Genomic DNA, 15,975 nt, shown 5'->3' on the forward strand with positions numbered 1-15,975 from the left:
TTTCTTACCTGACCCACACCCTTTCGGGTGCGGAAATCGCATTATAACATGCTGGCTTGGAAATCGAAGGATTTTTACGGCCTAAACCCAAGCAAATAAAAGGAGTCGGCGGACAAAAATACGCCCCGAACGCGCAAAGCAGCGCAAACCGTGCGACTCGCAGTTTCGACGATAAAATTGCAGCTAAAAATCCAGATGATTCAAAAACAAAATCCGCCGGAAAACACGGCGGATTTCATCATGAATCACAACAATTCGACACGCTTTTACGCGCAATCAGCTTTCGAGCATCCGACGCAGAAGATCGATATCTTCGCAGAGTGACGGATCCGTTCCGTGCAGTTCTTCGATCTTGCGCACGGCATGCATCACCGTGGTGTGGTCACGACCACCAAACTTGCGGCCGATTTCCGGCAGCGAATGGGTGGTGAGCTGCTTGGACAGATACATTGCCACCTGACGCGGACGGGCGACCGCACGCGCACGGCGGGCGGAATGCATGTCGGACACCTTGATGTTGAAATGCTCAGCCACGCGTTTCTGGATTTCCTCGATCGAAACCCGGCGCTCGGAAGCGCGCAGGACGTCGTGGAGGATGTCCTGGACCATTTCCAGCCCGATCTCGCGACCGACCAGTTGGGAATGAGCAATCACGCGGTTAAGCGCGCCTTCGAGTTCACGCACGTTGGCGGTGATCTTGTGGGCAAGGAATTCCATGACGCGCTGGGGCAGTTCGACACCCTGACGTTCAGCCTTGGCCTCCAAAATGCCCAGACGCAGCTCGTAGGTGGTGGCGTGAATATCGGCAACAAGGCCAGAGCCCAGACGCGACCGCAGGCGTTCCTCGATATCTTCGAGATCGGAGGGCGATTTATCCGCCGACACAATGATCTGACGGCCCTGATCGACAAGTGCGTTAAAGGTGTGGAAGAATTCTTCCTGGGTCGAATCCTTGCCCGAGATGAACTGGACATCATCAACCATCAACACATCGACCGAGCGGAACTGGTCCTTGAAATCGACCGTGTTCTTGTCGCGCAGCGCCCGAATAAAGCGATACATAAATTTCTCGGCCGAGAGGTAGATCACCGTACGATGCGGCTGGGTGCGGCGAATATGCCAGGCAATCGCATGCATCAGGTGGGTTTTACCAAGACCAACGCCACCATAGAGGAACAGCGGGTTGAACGGGACCGATTCGGCCTCTGCCAGCCGGCGGGCGGCGGCATAGGCGAACTCGTTTGGTTTGCCCAGCACGAAGTTATCAAAGGTGTAGCGCGGATCCAGGGCAGCCGAGATGCCGTCATCAGACATGCTGGCAATGGCGGTGCGGCCTGATCCATTTGACGGGGACGGCGCAATGACCACGGTATTGTTTTCCGAGGAATGGCTTGGGGAATGGCCTGAGGAATGGGAAGTGCGCGCGGATTTGGTACGCGCGGTCGTGGCGTTTGCCGATGTCGACTTGGCCGAAGAAGAACCCGAAGCAGACGCATCGTTCTGCGCAGTCGCGCCCGAAACGATATTGATTTCAACGAAATGCACATCGGAATCTTCGGCGTGCCAGAAATTCTGGATACGGTCGAGATAGTGCTGCGTCACCCAGTCACGCATGGCACGAGTCGGTGCACCCAAACGAGCCACGCCGGCTTCTACGGCCATCAGGGCAACCGGTTCCAGCCAATAGCGATAGGCCGTTGCGCCAAATTCGGCGCGCAGCTTTTCGCGTACGACTTGCCAGGTTGCCACTGCGTGATCATCAAGTGCTGCGTGCTGGTCACCCGCAATCCCCCCGTTGGATTGCCCAAGTGCCGATTGTGTGTCCCTCACGGCGTGCTGCACTGTAAGAACCTTTCCCCGATATCCCGATTTCACCACCACAAAGACCGCAAAAGACAAAACGATACTGTGTCGCGTTGATCACCGCAGTGACCAACACGTTGGCCTTCCACAAAATCAGGAAGTGTACTCGCGCCTTTTGTTTTTAGTTCTTCGTCACTGGTCGCTTTGCGCGGCCTGCGAAGTTCAAACACTGTACTGATGTGACCCACATCAGGCAAGGCGATCTTTAACAGAACGTTAAAAGGATTTCGCAACCAAAACGGCCCTTGTTTTCTGCGGTTTCTTGCACCCGCGCAACCAAGGAACAAAAGGTGATTCTGCGAAATCCGGGCAGCGAAAAGGCCGCACCCAAGGTGCGGCCTTCGACTCGCCATCCCGTAAGGGATAAATTAAAGCGCTTTGATACGCGCGGTCAGGCGCGAAACCTTGCGAGCAACGGTGTTCTTGTGCAGAACACCAAGCTGTGCGCCACGCGCCATTTCCGGCTCGGCGATTTTCATCGCAGCCAGAGCAGCATCTTTATCGCCAGTGTTCAGCGCAGCCTCGACCTTCTTAACGAAGGTACGAATGCGACCGATACGTGCACCATTAACTTCTGCACGTGCGGCGTTGCGGCGAATGCGCTTCTTGGCCGATTTATGGTGAGCCATTGCGAACCTGTCTCTTCAAACAAATGTTACGTAATTCGGAGCGCGGCTTATAGCTCTGTCCGAAACCCTCGTCAACCCCCGATACCGCCATAATGCCTCAATTTCTGCGGCTTCGGACTCTTTTGCGCCGCAAGGCAGATATGCAGGCACGGAATCAGAGGTCAACTTGCCCTGATCACCCCGCAATCAGCGGTGCTTGAAGGCGGGCTTACGTTTCTCGCCAAAGGCTTTCATGCCTTCGGCGCGATCTTCGAGTGCGAAGGTCGAATGGAATTCGCGACGTTCGAACATCAGGCCTTCGGTCAGGGTCATCTCATAGGCCTTGTTGACCGATTCCTTGACCTTCATCGATACCGGACCCGAGAAGGAGGCGATCTTTTCGGCCAGTTGCATGGCTTCATCAAGCAGCGAGTCGGCCGGAACGATTCGCGCCACCAGTCCGGCACGTTCGGCTTCCTCGGCATCCATCATGCGCCCGGTCAGACACATTTCCATCGCCTTGGCCTTGCCAACCGCACGGGTCAGGCGCTGTGTCCCGCCTGCACCGGGAATGGTGCCGATGGTGATTTCCGGCTGACCGAACTTGGCGGTGTCGGCGGCAATCATGATGTCGCACATCATCGCCATTTCACAGCCACCGCCCAATGCGAATCCGGCGACTGCGGCAATGGTCGGCTTGCGGCAGCTTGCAACGCGGGTCCAGCCCTTGGTGATGAAGTCGTTCTTATAAACGTCCATATAGTCGTAATCGGCCATTTCCTTGATGTCGGCACCGGCGGCAAAGGCGCGTTCCGACCCGGTAATGACGATGGCGCGGATGTCTTCATCGGATTCGAAATCATCAAGAGCAGCACCGATATCCTTGATCAGCGCATCACACAGCGCATTGAGCGCCTTGGGACGGTTAAGCGTGATCAGGCCGACATTGCCCTTTTTCTCGGCGATGATGTTTTCATAAGACATGCAAGTGATCCTTTTATCGCTGTTCGGCCCGCGGGACTCCGGGTGTGAGTCGCTGTGGGGTTATCGGGCCGATTCGCCTGAAACCATAATTTGATACTGTTTTACCGATTTTGATCCCGGGCCGCAACCGAACCTGTTATCGGCACCTTTAGCTACCCCGACTTTAAGATTCGGGTACCGCCTATATTATTTCTGGCAGGTTGGGCAGAAGAAGGTCGACCGTCCGGCCTGAACAATCCGCGCGATGGTGCTATCGCAACCATCGGCGATGCAGGTTTCGCCCTCGCGGCCATAGACACGGAAATTGTGCTGGAAATAGCCAAGCTCGCCATTGCTTTGACGATAGTCCTTAAGGCTTGAACCACCGGCAGCAATCGCATCTTCAAGCACCAGACGGATTTCTCGGTAAAGCCGTTCGATTTCGCCGGGTTTAAGATCCTTTGCCAGACGGTCCGGTGCGATGCCCGATCGGAACAGGGCTTCGCATACATAGATGTTGCCAAGACCAGCCACCAGTTTCTGATCGAGCAATACGGTCTTGATCGGACTTGCCCGTTTGGCGATTCCCGCTGCCAGAACGTCGGCATTAAACGCATTGCCAAGCGGCTCGGGCCCGATACCGGCCAGCATCTTGTGGCTTGCGACCTCGTCGCCCGCGATCAGGGTAATGACACCAAAGCGCCGCGGATCGTTGAACCGCACCACAGCCCCGTCGGCCATGACAAAATCGACATGGTCATGCTTGCCCGCTTCGGGCACCTCGACAGTCGGATCATTGTGAATGGTCATGCGACCAGACATGCCAAGATGGATCAGCAGTACCTGCCCGTCATCAAGGTAGCCCAGAATGTATTTTGCCCGCCGGGTCAGCTGATTGATGGTGCGCCCGGCCATGCGATCAACAAAACCCTCCGGGAAGGGAAAGCGCAGGTTGGCACGTCGCTGCACCACATGATTGACCACCCGTCCTTCCATGACGGGTGTCAGACCACGGGTGACTGTTTCGACCTCTGGCAATTCGGGCATATCTGGAACTCATATAAACAAGGGTGTGTGACTTTTAGACTACGGCTTGCGCGCAATTCAACGACTGAAATCGATCCCACTGGACGCGTGCACGCAAAGCCATATGATGTGCGCTGTTTTGACAGACCGCATCGCCCCCAGTTGTGCGGTCGCGCCCCAATTTGAAAGCGACCAGATGGAATTTGGTTTAGATCTTTTAGTGATCCTGTTTGCGGTTGCCACCCTTGCCGGTTTTGTCGATGCGATTGCAGGCGGTGGCGGGTTGATTACCATCCCGGCCCTGTTATGGGCGGGTGTTACCCCGGCCCAGGCATTGGCGACCAACAAGCTGCAAGGCAGTTTTGGCAGTTTCAGTGCGTCGCTTAATTTCATTTGCAAAGGGCATGTTGATCCGCGCGATATGGTTTTGGCGATTGTCCTGACCTTTGCCGGATCGGCACTCGGCACGGTTCTGGTGCAGATGCTTGATCCCGGTATTCTGATGACCATCCTGCCGGGGCTTTTGATCCTGATTGCGCTTTATTTCCTGTTTTCGCCGCGTGTGGGGGACATTGATGCCCATCAGATGATTGGCAAAGCGACCTTTGCGTTTACCGCCGGGTTTGGCATCGGGTTCTATGACGGGTTCTTTGGGCCGGGCACCGGATCGTTCTTTTCCATCGCCTTTGTTGCCCTGCTTGGTTTCAACATGACCAAGGCAACCGCCCATACCAAGGTTCTGAATTTCACGTCGAACTTTGCGTCGCTTGTGATGTTTATCGCCGGGGGTGAGGTTGTCTGGATTGTTGGCGGGGTGATGGCCGTTGGTGCATTGATCGGGGCACAGATCGGATCCCATATGGTGATGAAGGTCGGTGCACGTTTGGTACGGCCGCTTCTGGTCGTCACTTCAATCGCGATATCGATCAAGCTGATCATTGATCAGTACGGGACCACCATCAGCCAAAGCTGGGATCAGATCCGCCACTGGATAAGCTGAGCTCGACCACTTATCGACCGGACAAAGAAAAACCCGTCAGCCTCAAGCTTGACGGGTTTTGTTTTACTCAGGCGCTGGCGCCGTTTTCGACAAGGACTTCGTCGCGGCGATCAAGCAAATGGCTCCAGACCGTTGCCAACAGGGCCAGAACGGCAATTCCGGCTCCGAGCCATGGGATATGCTGATAGGAAACGCCCTGGGTGATGGCGATACCGCCAAACCATGCGCCCGCCGCATTGCCAAGGTTAAAGGCGCCCTGATTAAGGGTTGAGGCAAGGTTGGGTGCATCGGATGCCTCGTTCACCACCCGCATCTGAAGCGGGGACACCAGTGCAAATGCCACCACGCCCCACAGCATCACGGTTGCGACTGCCGGAATGACCGATGTCAGCGTTTCGGTAAACAGGGCAAGAATCGCAATCAGCAAGGCGAAGGCCATGATGATGGCCGGCATCAAACGCCAGTCCCCCAAACGCCCACCGATATAGTTGCCGACGGTCAAGCCAACCCCGAACAGCAGCAACACATAGGTTACCTGACGCGGGGTAATGCCGGTGATTTCCTGCAACATCGGAGTGATATAGGTAAAGACACTGAACAAGCTGGCCGAGGCCAGAACCGAAATCAGCATCGCCAGCAGGACCTGTTTTTTGCCCAGAGACTTGGCTTCAAGCCACAGACTGCCGGTCGATGCGGCAATCTGGCGTGGCAGGGCAACATAAAGCGCGCTGGCGGCAACAACACCAATCGCCACCACTGCCCAGAAGGTCGAACGCCAGCCAAGTTCCTGACCAAGGGCCGTGCCAAACGGCACGCCCAGCACATTGGCCAGCGTCAGACCGGAAAACATCAGGGCAATCGCCTGAACCCGTTTATGCGGCGCGACAAGGTTTGAGGCGACAACAGCGCCAAGCCCAAAAAACGCACCATGGCAGAAGGCAGTGACCACACGGGCCGCCATCAAAAGCCAGTAATCAGGGGCAATTGCACACAGGAAGTTGCCGAGAATGAAGATCGAAATCAGCAGCAACAAGGCGCGCCGGCGGTCCATGCGCGCGGTGGCAATCGCCAAAAACGGCGCACCAAACGTCACACCCAGCGCATAGCCCGTCACCAGCAACCCGGCATCGGGAATGCTCACACCAAGATCAAGCGCCACATCGGGCAGAAGCCCCATGATGACAAACTCGGTGGTGCCGATCCCGAATGACGCAAGGGCGAGGGCCAGAATCGGCAGATTCCCCAAAAATCCGGGGCGGGTGACGGTATCTGTCATGTCAGAATATCCAGATCAACTTTAGCGCTGGTGACGCGGGTGGCGCGGCCAACGTTTTGTGCAACTGCGAGATATGCATCATGCAGCAAATTTTGAAACGATTCAATTCTGAGATAATGCGGAGAACAAATCCATCGCGAAATTTGCATGGCAGCCTGTCTTGCCTGCATTACAGCAAGGCACAGGCATGATGCAGCACAGGCAGAGATTGAGGATCGTGGATCAGGAAAGTTCGGCGACGATTTTTTGCGCCGCAGCAACCGGATCTTCGGCCTTGGTGATCGGGCGACCAATCACCAGAACGTCACTTCCCATGGCGACGGCGTCGGCCGGGGTAACGATGCGTTTCTGATCGTCACTTGCCGCCCAGCTTGGCCGAATACCCGGTGTGATCAGCTTGAAGTCCGGGCCGAGTGCCTTGCGCACCGGCGTGATTTCCTGGGCGGAACAGACAACACCGTCCAGACCGGCCTTTTGGGTCAGTTCCGCCAGCTTGACCACGCGATCTTCGATCGGGCCCTTGAGGCCGACATCATCGAGATCACCCTGGTCCATACTGGTCAGGATGGTTACGGCAATCACCCACGGCACGTCGACGCCGGCCTTGTCGGCGGCTTCGCGCGCCGCATCACCGGCACGTTTCATCATCTCCAAACCACCGGCGGCATGGACATTGACGATCCTGATACCTAATGGCGTCACAGCGCGAATGGCCCCGGCCACCGTGTTGGGGATATCGTGATATTTGACATCAAGGAAGATCGGCATGCCGGTTTTGGCAACCGCCCTGACCCCTTGTGGCCCGTGGGCCGCGAAGAATTCCTTGCCAAGCTTGGCACCGCCGATAACACCCGACAGCTTCGATGCCAGATTGATTGCATGATCAAGATCGGTGGTATCAATCGCGCAATAGATGCGGTCTTTGGCGGCAAGGGTCTGAGTCATGGTGTCCTCCGGCAGGCTGGCAATGGGTCATGGCCCAGCTTTTCGCAGCAAATTTCATAGCGGACCGGACATGGCTTAGCCGATTTGGTCACAAAGGCCAATGTCAAATCGGCGTTCGAACAGACATTGACGCCATGCGGCAAAAAGCAAAAGGGCCCCGAAACGGAGCCCTTTGACTTGATCAGCTTTGGCCGATGGCCTTTTGATCGGTATTTGGGGTGGATGGCGTGGTGTCATCCGTCTTGATGCGCTTGAGTTCGCTATCCATGCGCCGTGCGGCACGGCGGTGCTTGCCTTGCAGCAACCATTCAAAGGCAAAGCCGATCCCAAGTCCGATCAACAACGCAATCATGATCGGCAGGAACAGCGGCAAGTCGATTTCAAACGGCAAGGGCCAAAGCGAAATCGTGACCAATGCCCGGTTGGAAACTGCAAACACCGCAATCAGTACGGCAAGCGGGATGGAAATAATCCAGTACAGGAAGCGCATTACCTAGCTCCTTGTGCCGGTGGCTGTTCCACCCCGAAAACAGGATGGTTCAAAACCCGGCAGCAGGTCTCGTTTGATCAATGTTCTGATCAGTATGGGGTAAGAACCGGACAAAAGCCATGGCAACAGTCACACAGTTTTTGTGTGTTGCATGCTGGTCGTATCGGGCTGGCTGCGGGTGGCGCAGGCCCGATTGCCGGTCAAAACAAATCAGGCAGGAATCAGTTCAAACGTTCGCGAAGCTGTTTGCCGGTTTTGAAATAGGGAACCTTTTTCTCACCGACAGGAACCGCATCCCCGGTACGCGGGTTACGGCCGACGCGGGCCTCGCGCTGTTTTACGGAAAATGCGCCAAAGCCGCGAAGCTCGACCCGGTCGCCGCGCGCAAGCGCGTCTGTGATCTCGTCAAAGATCGTGGCGACAATCCGTTCAACGTCGCGCTGATAGAGATGCGGGTTCATCTCCGCAAGGCGGGCAATCAATTCAGATTTTGTCATTTCCAGGCCCCATCCTGTTGGTGCTGACAGTCTCACTCAACCACGGATTAGATTATGTCTTAAAGAAGCTCTCACTCAGGTTGCCAGACCGTCAGCAAACCGTCAAGTTTAAGCCCCTCAGATGACAGCACTTTTCCAAGGCTTCCCTCGAGAACAGCACTCATCAAATCGTCTTCCGGGTATTCGATTTCAAGCGGCACTACCTGTGCATCCGTCGTGATACCGGCTTCCTCTTCGAGCCAGCGCAAGGCTTCACGACGGCCTCCAATTTCGTCAATCAATCCGTTGGCAACGGCCTGCTGTCCGGTATAGACGCGGCCATCGGCAAGAGTCGTAACTGTTTCGACCGACATATCGCGGCGGGTCGCAACCATTTCAACAAACACGTCAAACATGTCTGAAATCAGGCCCTGCATGGCCGATTTTGCAACATCATCAACAGGTTCGAACGGATTGGGTGCAGCTTTAAGCGGACCGCTTTTTACCGTCAGCGGCTCAACACCAAGCTTTTCAAGCGTTCCATTGAAATTCATCGACTGGAAAATCACCCCGATCGAGCCGGTGATCGTTCCACGGCGGGCAATGATGTGGTCGGCGGCAATCGCGGTCATGTAACCGCCGGACGCCGCAACAGTCCCCATCTCGGCAACGATTGGCCGGGTTTCGCCGATACGACGCAGCGCCTCAAACAGCGTTTCGCCACCAACCATGGTGCCACCCGGGCTATTGATATGGACAATCACGCCGACAACGTCGCTGTCTTCTTCGATCGCGCTTAGCGCATCAAGGAGATAGGGGTCTTCGGTAATCACACCTTCGATGGTGACTTCAACAATGCGCGGACCCAGTCCGCCCAGAACACTGTCCTTAACACCCGTGCCAGACAAGCCGATCACGATCACCGCGATCACGGCGATCACCGCCACCACACGCCAGCGAAAGATGGATTTTTTCAAGCGGCGTCGATCCAGCAGGATATCGGCATCAAGTGCCATCGGCGTGTCCGTTTCCAATTGTTCAATCAAATACTTAGACGAGTGTGATCGCTCAAACCCGTCTCTTCAAATGGTTTTTATCGACCCGGAAGGCAAGAACAAAAAGCGTTTAAAATCAAAATTTTCGCGAAAAATGCCGATATCGGCAGAGTCGGGCTAAAATTCAGCCCCAAAAAGCAGATGATATACAATTTTGCGCCCTTTACAGGTCTGCCGGACATTGGGCGGATATATCGGCCATACACCGCGCATCAACTTGCCAGATCTAGAACCCAGACAAAAGAAAACGGGCCGCGCAATGCGCGACCCGTCTTTTCGTTCTGCAAGACTGCAGAGCGTATTCGTCGGAGGATGGCTTATTCGCCGCCTTCCTGTTTCTTGCGCAGAGCTTCGCCGAGGATGTCGCCGAGCGATGCGCCGCTGTCTGCCGAACCGTAATCCGCCATTGCTTTCTTCTCGTCAGCAACTTCAAGAGCTTTGACAGAGAGGGAAACCTTGCGGGTTTTGGAGTCGATTGCAGTAACGCGTGCGTCGACTTTTTCACCAACTGCAAAGCGTTCCGGACGCTGTTCAGAACGCTCACGCGCCAGCTCAGCTTTACGGATGAAGCCTTTGAGTTCGGTGTCGCCAACCGAAACCTCGATACCACCGTCGTTAACTTCGGTAACTTCACAGGTTACAGCGTCGCCACGTTTGATGCCGACAACGGCGTCTTTGAACGGATCACCAGACAGCTGTTTGATGCCGAGCGAGATGCGTTCTTTTTCAACGTCAACGTCAAGAACCTTGGCTTTGACGATGTCGCCTTTTTTGTATTCTTTGATGACTTCTTCACCAGCGCGGTCCCATGACAGGTCCGAGAGGTGAGCCATACCGTCGATACCGCCCATGAGGCCAATGAACAGACCGAATTCGGTGATGTTCTTGACTTCGCCTTCGATCTCGGACTCGACCGGATGAGCTGCCAGGAAGGCATCCCACGGGTTCGAGGTGCACTGCTTGAGACCAAGCGAGATACGGCGTTTCTGGGCATCGACGTCGAGCACCATGACTTCGACTTCCTGCGAGGTCGAAACAATTTTGCCCGGGTGGATGTTTTTCTTGGTCCAGGACATTTCGGAAACGTGGACCAGACCTTCGACACCAGCTTCGAGTTCGACGAATGCGCCGTAATCGGTGATGTTGGTGACACGACCTTCGAATTTCGAACCGACCGGGTATTTGGCTTCGACACCTTCCCACGGATCAGCTTCAAGCTGCTTCATGCCAAGCGAGATACGCTGGGTTTCGCTGTTGAAGCGGATAACCTGGACTTTAACAGTCTGGCCGATCTGAAGCGCTTCGGACGGATGGTTGATACGTTTCCAAGCAATGTCGGTAACGTGCAGCAGGCCATCAACGCCACCGAGATCGACGAACGCGCCGTAATCGGTGATGTTTTTGACGACGCCGTCAAGGATCTGACCTTCCTGAAGGTTCTGGATCAGTTCAGCACGCTGTTCTGCACGGGTCTCTTCGAGAACGGCACGACGCGAAACAACGATGTTGCCGCGCGAACGATCCATTTTCAGGATCTGGAACGGCTGCGGGTTGTTCATCAGCGGGGTGACGTCACGAACCGGACGGATATCAACCTGGGAACCCGGAAGGAACGCAACTGCGCCCGACAGGTCAACAGTGAAGCCGCCTTTAACACGACCAAAGATGGTGCCGTCGACGCGTTTGCCTTCGGAGAACTGTTTTTCCAGCTCAACCCAAGCTTCTTCGCGGCGCGCTTTTTCGCGCGACAGGACGATCAGGCCATCCTTGTTTTCATAGCGGTCGACATAAACATCAACGGTATCGCCAATGTTTACTTCGCCTGCGCCAAATTCTTTAAGCGGAACGCGGCCTTCGGATTTCAGGCCGACATCGACGATGGCATCATCGTCAGTTTTTTTAACGACCGAACCGGTCATTACGCGGCCAACAAAACCTTCGTCTTCAGAACCAAGGGTTTCAGCCAGCAGGGCGGCAAAATCTTCGCCAGTCGAGAATTGTGCTTCTTCAGCGGTGGTCATAAACCAGACTTCCTTTCGAGTATCGTCACTATATTCTGGCCAACCGGTTGTGTCCGGTGGTCTTTGCCGCAAAATCGCGGCGATTTGTCATTCAGTGTTCAAACCCGAACGCATGTGAAGGCGAACCTTCCATACACGAAAAGGTGAACGCACAAGTCGTTCACCTTAGGAACAGGCCAAAGGACCGGTACCTCGGGATCGTTCAACGCCTGACGGTTAAAACGCCTTTTGATCAGTCATCCGCACCCATATGGGTATGGATATGTGCCATGACGGCATCGAACACTGCGTTGGCATTCAGACGGTCCGTATCAATATGGATTGCGTCATCTGCCATCTTGAGCGGTGCGACATCGCGAGCACTGTCTCGAGCATCCCGTTCTTCAAGCTCTTTAAGAACGCGCTCGTATATAGCAGCGGGATTTTTTTCCTGCAACTGTTTGAACCGACGGTTTGCACGTTCTTCGACACTGGCCGTTAGATAAAACTTGATCGGTGCTTCCGGACAGACGACCGTTCCGATGTCACGACCATCCAAAACCGCACCACGTTTACCGCCCGGCGGGGTGGTGGCAAGGGTGCGCTGGAAATCAAGCAACACCTCGCGAACCCTTGGAATCGCTGCAACTTTTGAGGCAGCGGTGCCGACTTCCTCGCTGCGAAGGGCCTCACCTTCGAGATCGGACGCACTCAGATTTTCGGCCGCGGCCACGGCGGCGGCTTCATCAGCAGGGTCGCCATTTTCGGCCAGAACTTTCGCACCGGTCGCACGATACAGCAGGCCGGTATCGAGATAGGCGTAGTCCATTGCTTCTGCGACTCGACGTGCCAAGGTCCCCTTGCCGGACGCGGCCGGCCCATCAATGGCGATGATCATATGGGTCACTCCCTGTGATTATATCTGGTGCATCCATAAGTCCCGAATGGTGACTTATATATTGGTGGGCCCGATCAGGAATGAAGGGCAAATTTCGCGCCCATATCCGCCATCAGGGTTTCGAAGTTCGGGAAGCTCGTGGCAATCGGGTTGGCATCATCGACCGCAACCGGCTTTTCCGCGCCAAGCCCCAGAACCAGGAACGACATCGCAATGCGATGATCAAGATGGGTCTCCACCATGCCACCGCCCGGCACCACACCGCCAGTGACAATCAGATCATCACCTTCGACCCGGTGAATGACGCCATTGGCTTCAAGACCGGCGGCCACCGCTGCCAAACGATCCGATTCCTTCACGCGCAGTTCTTCAAGATCGCACATACGCGTTTCACCCTCGGCATAGGCCGCAGCCACGGCAAGAACCGGGTATTCATCAATCATGGATGGGGCGCGTTCGGCCGGAACGACAATGCCCTTGAGGCGGTTCTTACCGGTCACCACCAGATCGCCGATGGTTTCCCCGGCTTCTTCGCGCTCGTTGGTGATCGTGATGTCACCGCCCATTTCAATCAGGGTAGTGATCAGGCCGGTGCGCAGCGGGTTCAGGCAGACATCACGAATGGTGACGTGGGAGTCGGGATTGATCAGGGCCGCCACCATCGGGAATGCGGCCGAGCTCGGATCGGTCGGCACAACAATATCGGCGGCCTTCATTTCGACCGGACCGGTCAGACTGACGGTGCGACCGCCATCGTCATTGACCTTCACATCTACCTCAACCCCGAAGTGACGCAGCATGCGTTCGGTATGATCACGCGACGGTTTGGGTTCGATCACGGTGGTGGTGCCCGTCGTGTTCAACCCGGCCAGCATCACCGCCGATTTCACCTGGGCCGAGGCCATCGGCAAGGTATAGGTCACCGGTTTGGCTTCGTCCGTGCCAATCACCGCCATCGGCGGACGACCGCGATCACGGGTAATGAATTGCGCACCAAACTCGGACAACGGGTCGGCTACACGGCCCATCGGACGTTTGCAGAGTGACGCGTCGCCGGTGAAGAAGGTCTTGATCGGATGGGTGGCAACGATGCCAGCCATCAGGCGAATGCCGGTGCCGGCATTACCCATGTCAATCACGCTATCGGGTTCACGAAGTGCACCAACCCCAACACCGGTGACATGCCAGGTGCCGTCTTCATCGCGGGTGACGGTGGCACCCAGTTTGCGCATGGCGTCCGCCGTTGCCAGAACGTCTTCGCCTTCCAAAAGGCCGGTAACCTTGGTTGTACCGATTGCCAGACCACCAAACATCAGGGAGCGATGAGAAATAGACTTGTCACCCGGAACCCGGATATCGCCCGAAAGCGGCCCGGCCTTGGCCGAGGAAAGCGGACGTTTGGTTTTCGAAGAACTCATGGGCTCGTACCTGCCAGTCACTGTTTTATCATCAACAAAAGGCTGATTGAAATTGCACTGCGCTGCGGCCATGTTTTCAGGCGCGCGCGGGCCTTTCAATCAGGGGACCAATGCTCTAGCACAAGCGGTTGGCAGGCACCAGTATCGAACCCGAAATTCGGTGTAGGAAATTGCACGAATGTGCGGCAGATTTGTCCCATCGCCTTGCCAAAGGGAAAAACGCGCAATTTCCTTTTGACAAGGTGCTCGCAAGATGGCAATTGGGCCTCTCGGACAAGACGCTGTGCGTAGCCTTGCTGCGCTTTTGCGACACAAAGTCTTTTTCTTAATTGATAACGGTAATTAAGAGGATTTGCCGTAATGTCAGCACGCGGTAAGAAACGTCACTGCCTCGCCTGTGGTACCAAGTATTACGACCTGAACCGTACCCCGGTTGTCTGCCCGAAATGCAAAACGCCGGACGGGGTGACAAAGGTCAAGAAATCCGCGGTTGCAAAACCGGCACCGGAAGAAGACGAAGACGTCGATGACGTCACCGATCTTGACGATGATGTCGATACCGATATCGACGACGATATTCTCGAAGATGCTTCTGATCTTGGCGAAGATGATGATGATCTTGGCGAAGTCTATGAGCATGTCGAATCAGACGACGACGATCGCTAAGAAATTTTGAAAAAGGGTCTTGCCAACATTTGGCGAACCTTCTAAATATGCGCCGCGCCGCAGAGCCTGTTTCATCAGACTGCGTCGCGGACAAAGTGGGGCCGTAGCTCAGTTGGGAGAGCGCTACAATGGCATTGTAGAGGTCGTCAGTTCGATCCTGATCGGCTCCACCATTCAAAACCCGTTGCCTTTGGCAACGGGTTTTGTCGTTATTGGGCTAAGTCTGTTCGAACTAAAACCGAACCAAGTAACGGATGAATTTGTAGATAGCATTCGCGTTAGCGTAGTATTGTTATTTGCCCTCCCAGCTCCCAGACAAAGGATCTTAACAAATGGCTTTTGATCCCTCATCCGCGCTTGCCACAATTAATGGCAGCATCACCTTGGCAAAAGCGATCGCGCAAGCATCATCGGCAATGGACAAAGCCGAATTGAAGCTGAAGATTGCCGAATTGGTAGACCAACTGCTGGATTCGAAGGAAGCCTTGGTAGATGCCCGAACACTAATTCAAGAATATCAAACAGAAATCGCCCAGCTCAAAGATGTTTCCTTTAAAATCAATAATTTAATTGAATGGCAAGGTTTCCTCTATCAGCCAAATGAGCAAGGAAACGCGAAAGGTGACCCTTACTGCCCGCGTTGTATTGAAGCCGAGAAAAAGCTGATAAAACTGAGATACAAGTCAGATTTGGCAGACTGGAACCGAGTTTGCCCTGAGTGTAAAAATCAGTTTCTTGTCGATAAAGCAGCTAAAGATCAAGCAACTGCAAGAACTATGGCAATGCTCAACTCAAGCCATACAGGTGAATACTAATGAACAAAGTCTGGACCGTCTACTTATCGGGCGAAATTCACAGCGACTGGCGCGAGCGTATCGAGACGGGCGTAAAAGAAGCCGGCCTTCCGGTCGAGCTGGTTGCCCCGATTACCGTGCATGAAGATTCTGATGATTGCGGCGTTGCCGTTTTCGGTGCTGAAGAAAGCAAGTTCTGGCATGACCGCAAGGGCGCGCAGCTGAACGCCATGCGCACCAAGACCTTGCTGTCCCAGTCCGACCTTGCGGTTATCCGTTTTGGCGAGAAATACAAGCAGTGGAACGCGGCCTTTGATGCCGGTTATGCCGCCGCCCTTGGCATTCCGTATATTACGCTGCATCCGGCCGAGCATGATCACGCGTTGAAGGAAGTTGATGGCGCAGCCAATGGTGTGGCGCGCGAACCCGAACAGGTGGTTGCGGCACTGGCCTATATCATCCGGGGCGACATGCCCAAGGCATAATTCCGAACATTC

General features: G+C 55.1%; 16 protein-coding genes and 1 tRNA gene. 5 read left to right on the forward strand and 12 right to left on the reverse strand.

Annotated features, from left to right (window positions below):
- Window positions 1-276: 276 nt before the first annotated feature.
- The 4 genes from dnaA to mutM all read right to left on the reverse strand — a co-directional run bounded on the left by dnaA (window position 277) and on the right by mutM (window position 4,481).
- Window positions 277-1,842 (reverse strand): chromosomal replication initiator protein DnaA, encoded by a 1,566-nt coding sequence (gene dnaA / locus AUQ41_RS00820; RefSeq protein ID WP_083952881.1) that lies wholly within the window; start codon window positions 1,840-1,842, stop codon window positions 277-279.
- Window positions 1,843-2,231: 389 nt separating this feature from the next.
- Window positions 2,232-2,492, reverse strand: a complete 261-nt coding sequence (rpsT, locus tag AUQ41_RS00825) for a 30S ribosomal protein S20 (RefSeq protein ID WP_008888964.1) — start codon at window positions 2,490-2,492, stop codon at window positions 2,232-2,234.
- 186 nt (window positions 2,493-2,678) lie between these two features.
- Entirely contained in the window at window positions 2,679-3,455 is a 777-nt protein-coding gene (locus AUQ41_RS00830) for an enoyl-CoA hydratase (RefSeq protein WP_063085970.1), read from the reverse strand.
- Between the two features lie 186 nt (window positions 3,456-3,641).
- The gene (gene mutM, locus AUQ41_RS00835; protein WP_008888962.1) at window positions 3,642-4,481 is read right to left on the reverse strand and encodes a bifunctional DNA-formamidopyrimidine glycosylase/DNA-(apurinic or apyrimidinic site) lyase; all 840 of its coding nucleotides are present in this window, start codon (window positions 4,479-4,481) and stop codon (window positions 3,642-3,644) included.
- 175 nt (window positions 4,482-4,656) lie between these two features.
- On the opposite strand from mutM, the gene AUQ41_RS00840 reads away from it, so the two are divergent.
- Window positions 4,657-5,460, forward strand: coding sequence for a TSUP family transporter (locus AUQ41_RS00840; protein ID WP_063086815.1), 804 nt, complete (start codon window positions 4,657-4,659; stop codon window positions 5,458-5,460).
- Window positions 5,461-5,527: 67 nt separating this feature from the next.
- Here the strand turns inward: AUQ41_RS00840 and AUQ41_RS00845 are convergent, their stop codons facing one another.
- The 8 genes from AUQ41_RS00845 to aroA form a co-directional block, all read right to left on the reverse strand.
- A complete protein-coding gene (locus tag AUQ41_RS00845) occupies window positions 5,528-6,736 on the reverse strand; it encodes an MFS transporter (protein WP_063085972.1) in 1,209 nt (402 codons plus the stop codon).
- A gap of 222 nt (window positions 6,737-6,958) precedes the next feature.
- Window positions 6,959-7,681, reverse strand: a complete 723-nt coding sequence (gene pyrF, locus AUQ41_RS00850; RefSeq protein WP_063085974.1) for an orotidine-5'-phosphate decarboxylase — start codon at window positions 7,679-7,681, stop codon at window positions 6,959-6,961.
- 181 nt (window positions 7,682-7,862) lie between these two features.
- Complete coding sequence (locus tag AUQ41_RS00855) at window positions 7,863-8,171, reverse strand: lipopolysaccharide assembly LapA domain-containing protein (RefSeq protein WP_063085977.1); 309 nt, start codon at window positions 8,169-8,171, stop codon at window positions 7,863-7,865.
- Window positions 8,172-8,392: 221 nt separating this feature from the next.
- Window positions 8,393-8,668 carry an integration host factor subunit beta gene (gene ihfB / locus AUQ41_RS00860; protein ID WP_008888957.1) on the reverse strand — a complete coding sequence of 92 codons (276 nt, stop codon included), beginning with the start codon at window positions 8,666-8,668 and terminating at the stop codon, window positions 8,393-8,395.
- 71 nt (window positions 8,669-8,739) lie between these two features.
- Window positions 8,740-9,663: a signal peptide peptidase SppA gene (sppA, locus tag AUQ41_RS00865; protein WP_008888956.1), complete on the reverse strand. Its 924-nt coding sequence runs from the start codon at window positions 9,661-9,663 to the stop codon at window positions 8,740-8,742.
- A gap of 356 nt (window positions 9,664-10,019) precedes the next feature.
- The gene (rpsA, locus tag AUQ41_RS00870; protein ID WP_008888955.1) at window positions 10,020-11,723 is read right to left on the reverse strand and encodes a 30S ribosomal protein S1; all 1,704 of its coding nucleotides are present in this window, start codon (window positions 11,721-11,723) and stop codon (window positions 10,020-10,022) included.
- A 232-nt stretch (window positions 11,724-11,955) separates the two neighbouring features.
- Window positions 11,956-12,600, reverse strand: a complete 645-nt coding sequence (gene cmk / locus AUQ41_RS00875; RefSeq protein WP_063085978.1) for a (d)CMP kinase — start codon at window positions 12,598-12,600, stop codon at window positions 11,956-11,958.
- A gap of 74 nt (window positions 12,601-12,674) precedes the next feature.
- Window positions 12,675-14,018, reverse strand: coding sequence for a 3-phosphoshikimate 1-carboxyvinyltransferase (gene aroA / locus AUQ41_RS00880; protein WP_063085979.1), 1,344 nt, complete (start codon window positions 14,016-14,018; stop codon window positions 12,675-12,677).
- A 360-nt stretch (window positions 14,019-14,378) separates the two neighbouring features.
- On the opposite strand from aroA, the gene AUQ41_RS00885 reads away from it, so the two are divergent.
- From AUQ41_RS00885 to AUQ41_RS00900, 4 genes are all read left to right on the forward strand, one after another.
- The gene (locus tag AUQ41_RS00885) at window positions 14,379-14,684 is read left to right on the forward strand and encodes an FYDLN acid domain-containing protein (RefSeq protein ID WP_008888952.1); all 306 of its coding nucleotides are present in this window, start codon (window positions 14,379-14,381) and stop codon (window positions 14,682-14,684) included.
- 97 nt (window positions 14,685-14,781) lie between these two features.
- Window positions 14,782-14,857, forward strand: a tRNA-Ala gene (locus tag AUQ41_RS00890).
- A 159-nt stretch (window positions 14,858-15,016) separates the two neighbouring features.
- Window positions 15,017-15,499, forward strand: coding sequence for a hypothetical protein (locus AUQ41_RS00895; protein WP_063085981.1), 483 nt, complete (start codon window positions 15,017-15,019; stop codon window positions 15,497-15,499).
- Window positions 15,499-15,963 (forward strand): YtoQ family protein, encoded by a 465-nt coding sequence (locus tag AUQ41_RS00900; protein WP_063085983.1) that lies wholly within the window; start codon window positions 15,499-15,501, stop codon window positions 15,961-15,963. Before AUQ41_RS00895 ends, AUQ41_RS00900 begins: the two co-directional genes overlap by 1 nt.
- The last annotated feature ends 12 nt before the right edge of the window (window positions 15,964-15,975 follow it).

The organism is Thalassospira sp. MCCC 1A02898 (assembly GCF_001618185.1).
GTDB classification, from domain to species: domain Bacteria; phylum Pseudomonadota; class Alphaproteobacteria; order Rhodospirillales; family Thalassospiraceae; genus Thalassospira; species Thalassospira tepidiphila.

Excerpts from the sequence above, each read along its gene's own strand:
- AUQ41_RS00900 (WP_063085983.1), top strand. The coding sequence starts at position 15,499 with ATGAACAAAGTCTGGACCGTCTACTTATCGGGCGAAATTCACAGCGAC.
- pyrF (WP_063085974.1), bottom strand. The coding sequence starts at position 7,681 with ATGACTCAGACCCTTGCCGCCAAAGACCGCATCTATTGCGCGATTGAT.
- rpsT (WP_008888964.1), bottom strand. The coding sequence starts at position 2,492 with ATGGCTCACCATAAATCGGCCAAGAAGCGCATTCGCCGCAACGCCGCA.
- sppA (WP_008888956.1), bottom strand. The coding sequence starts at position 9,663 with ATGGCACTTGATGCCGATATCCTGCTGGATCGACGCCGCTTGAAAAAA.
- AUQ41_RS00845 (WP_063085972.1), bottom strand. The coding sequence starts at position 6,736 with ATGACAGATACCGTCACCCGCCCCGGATTTTTGGGGAATCTGCCGATT.
- AUQ41_RS00885 (WP_008888952.1), top strand. The coding sequence starts at position 14,379 with ATGTCAGCACGCGGTAAGAAACGTCACTGCCTCGCCTGTGGTACCAAG.
- mutM (WP_008888962.1), bottom strand. The coding sequence starts at position 4,481 with ATGCCCGAATTGCCAGAGGTCGAAACAGTCACCCGTGGTCTGACACCC.
- cmk (WP_063085978.1), bottom strand. The coding sequence starts at position 12,600 with ATGATCATCGCCATTGATGGGCCGGCCGCGTCCGGCAAGGGGACCTTG.
- AUQ41_RS00830 (WP_063085970.1), bottom strand. The coding sequence starts at position 3,455 with ATGTCTTATGAAAACATCATCGCCGAGAAAAAGGGCAATGTCGGCCTG.
- ihfB (WP_008888957.1), bottom strand. The coding sequence starts at position 8,668 with ATGACAAAATCTGAATTGATTGCCCGCCTTGCGGAGATGAACCCGCAT.
- rpsA (WP_008888955.1), bottom strand. The coding sequence starts at position 11,723 with ATGACCACCGCTGAAGAAGCACAATTCTCGACTGGCGAAGATTTTGCC.
- AUQ41_RS00855 (WP_063085977.1), bottom strand. The coding sequence starts at position 8,171 with ATGCGCTTCCTGTACTGGATTATTTCCATCCCGCTTGCCGTACTGATT.
- aroA (WP_063085979.1), bottom strand. The coding sequence starts at position 14,018 with ATGAGTTCTTCGAAAACCAAACGTCCGCTTTCCTCGGCCAAGGCCGGG.
- AUQ41_RS00840 (WP_063086815.1), top strand. The coding sequence starts at position 4,657 with ATGGAATTTGGTTTAGATCTTTTAGTGATCCTGTTTGCGGTTGCCACC.
- AUQ41_RS00895 (WP_063085981.1), top strand. The coding sequence starts at position 15,017 with ATGGCTTTTGATCCCTCATCCGCGCTTGCCACAATTAATGGCAGCATC.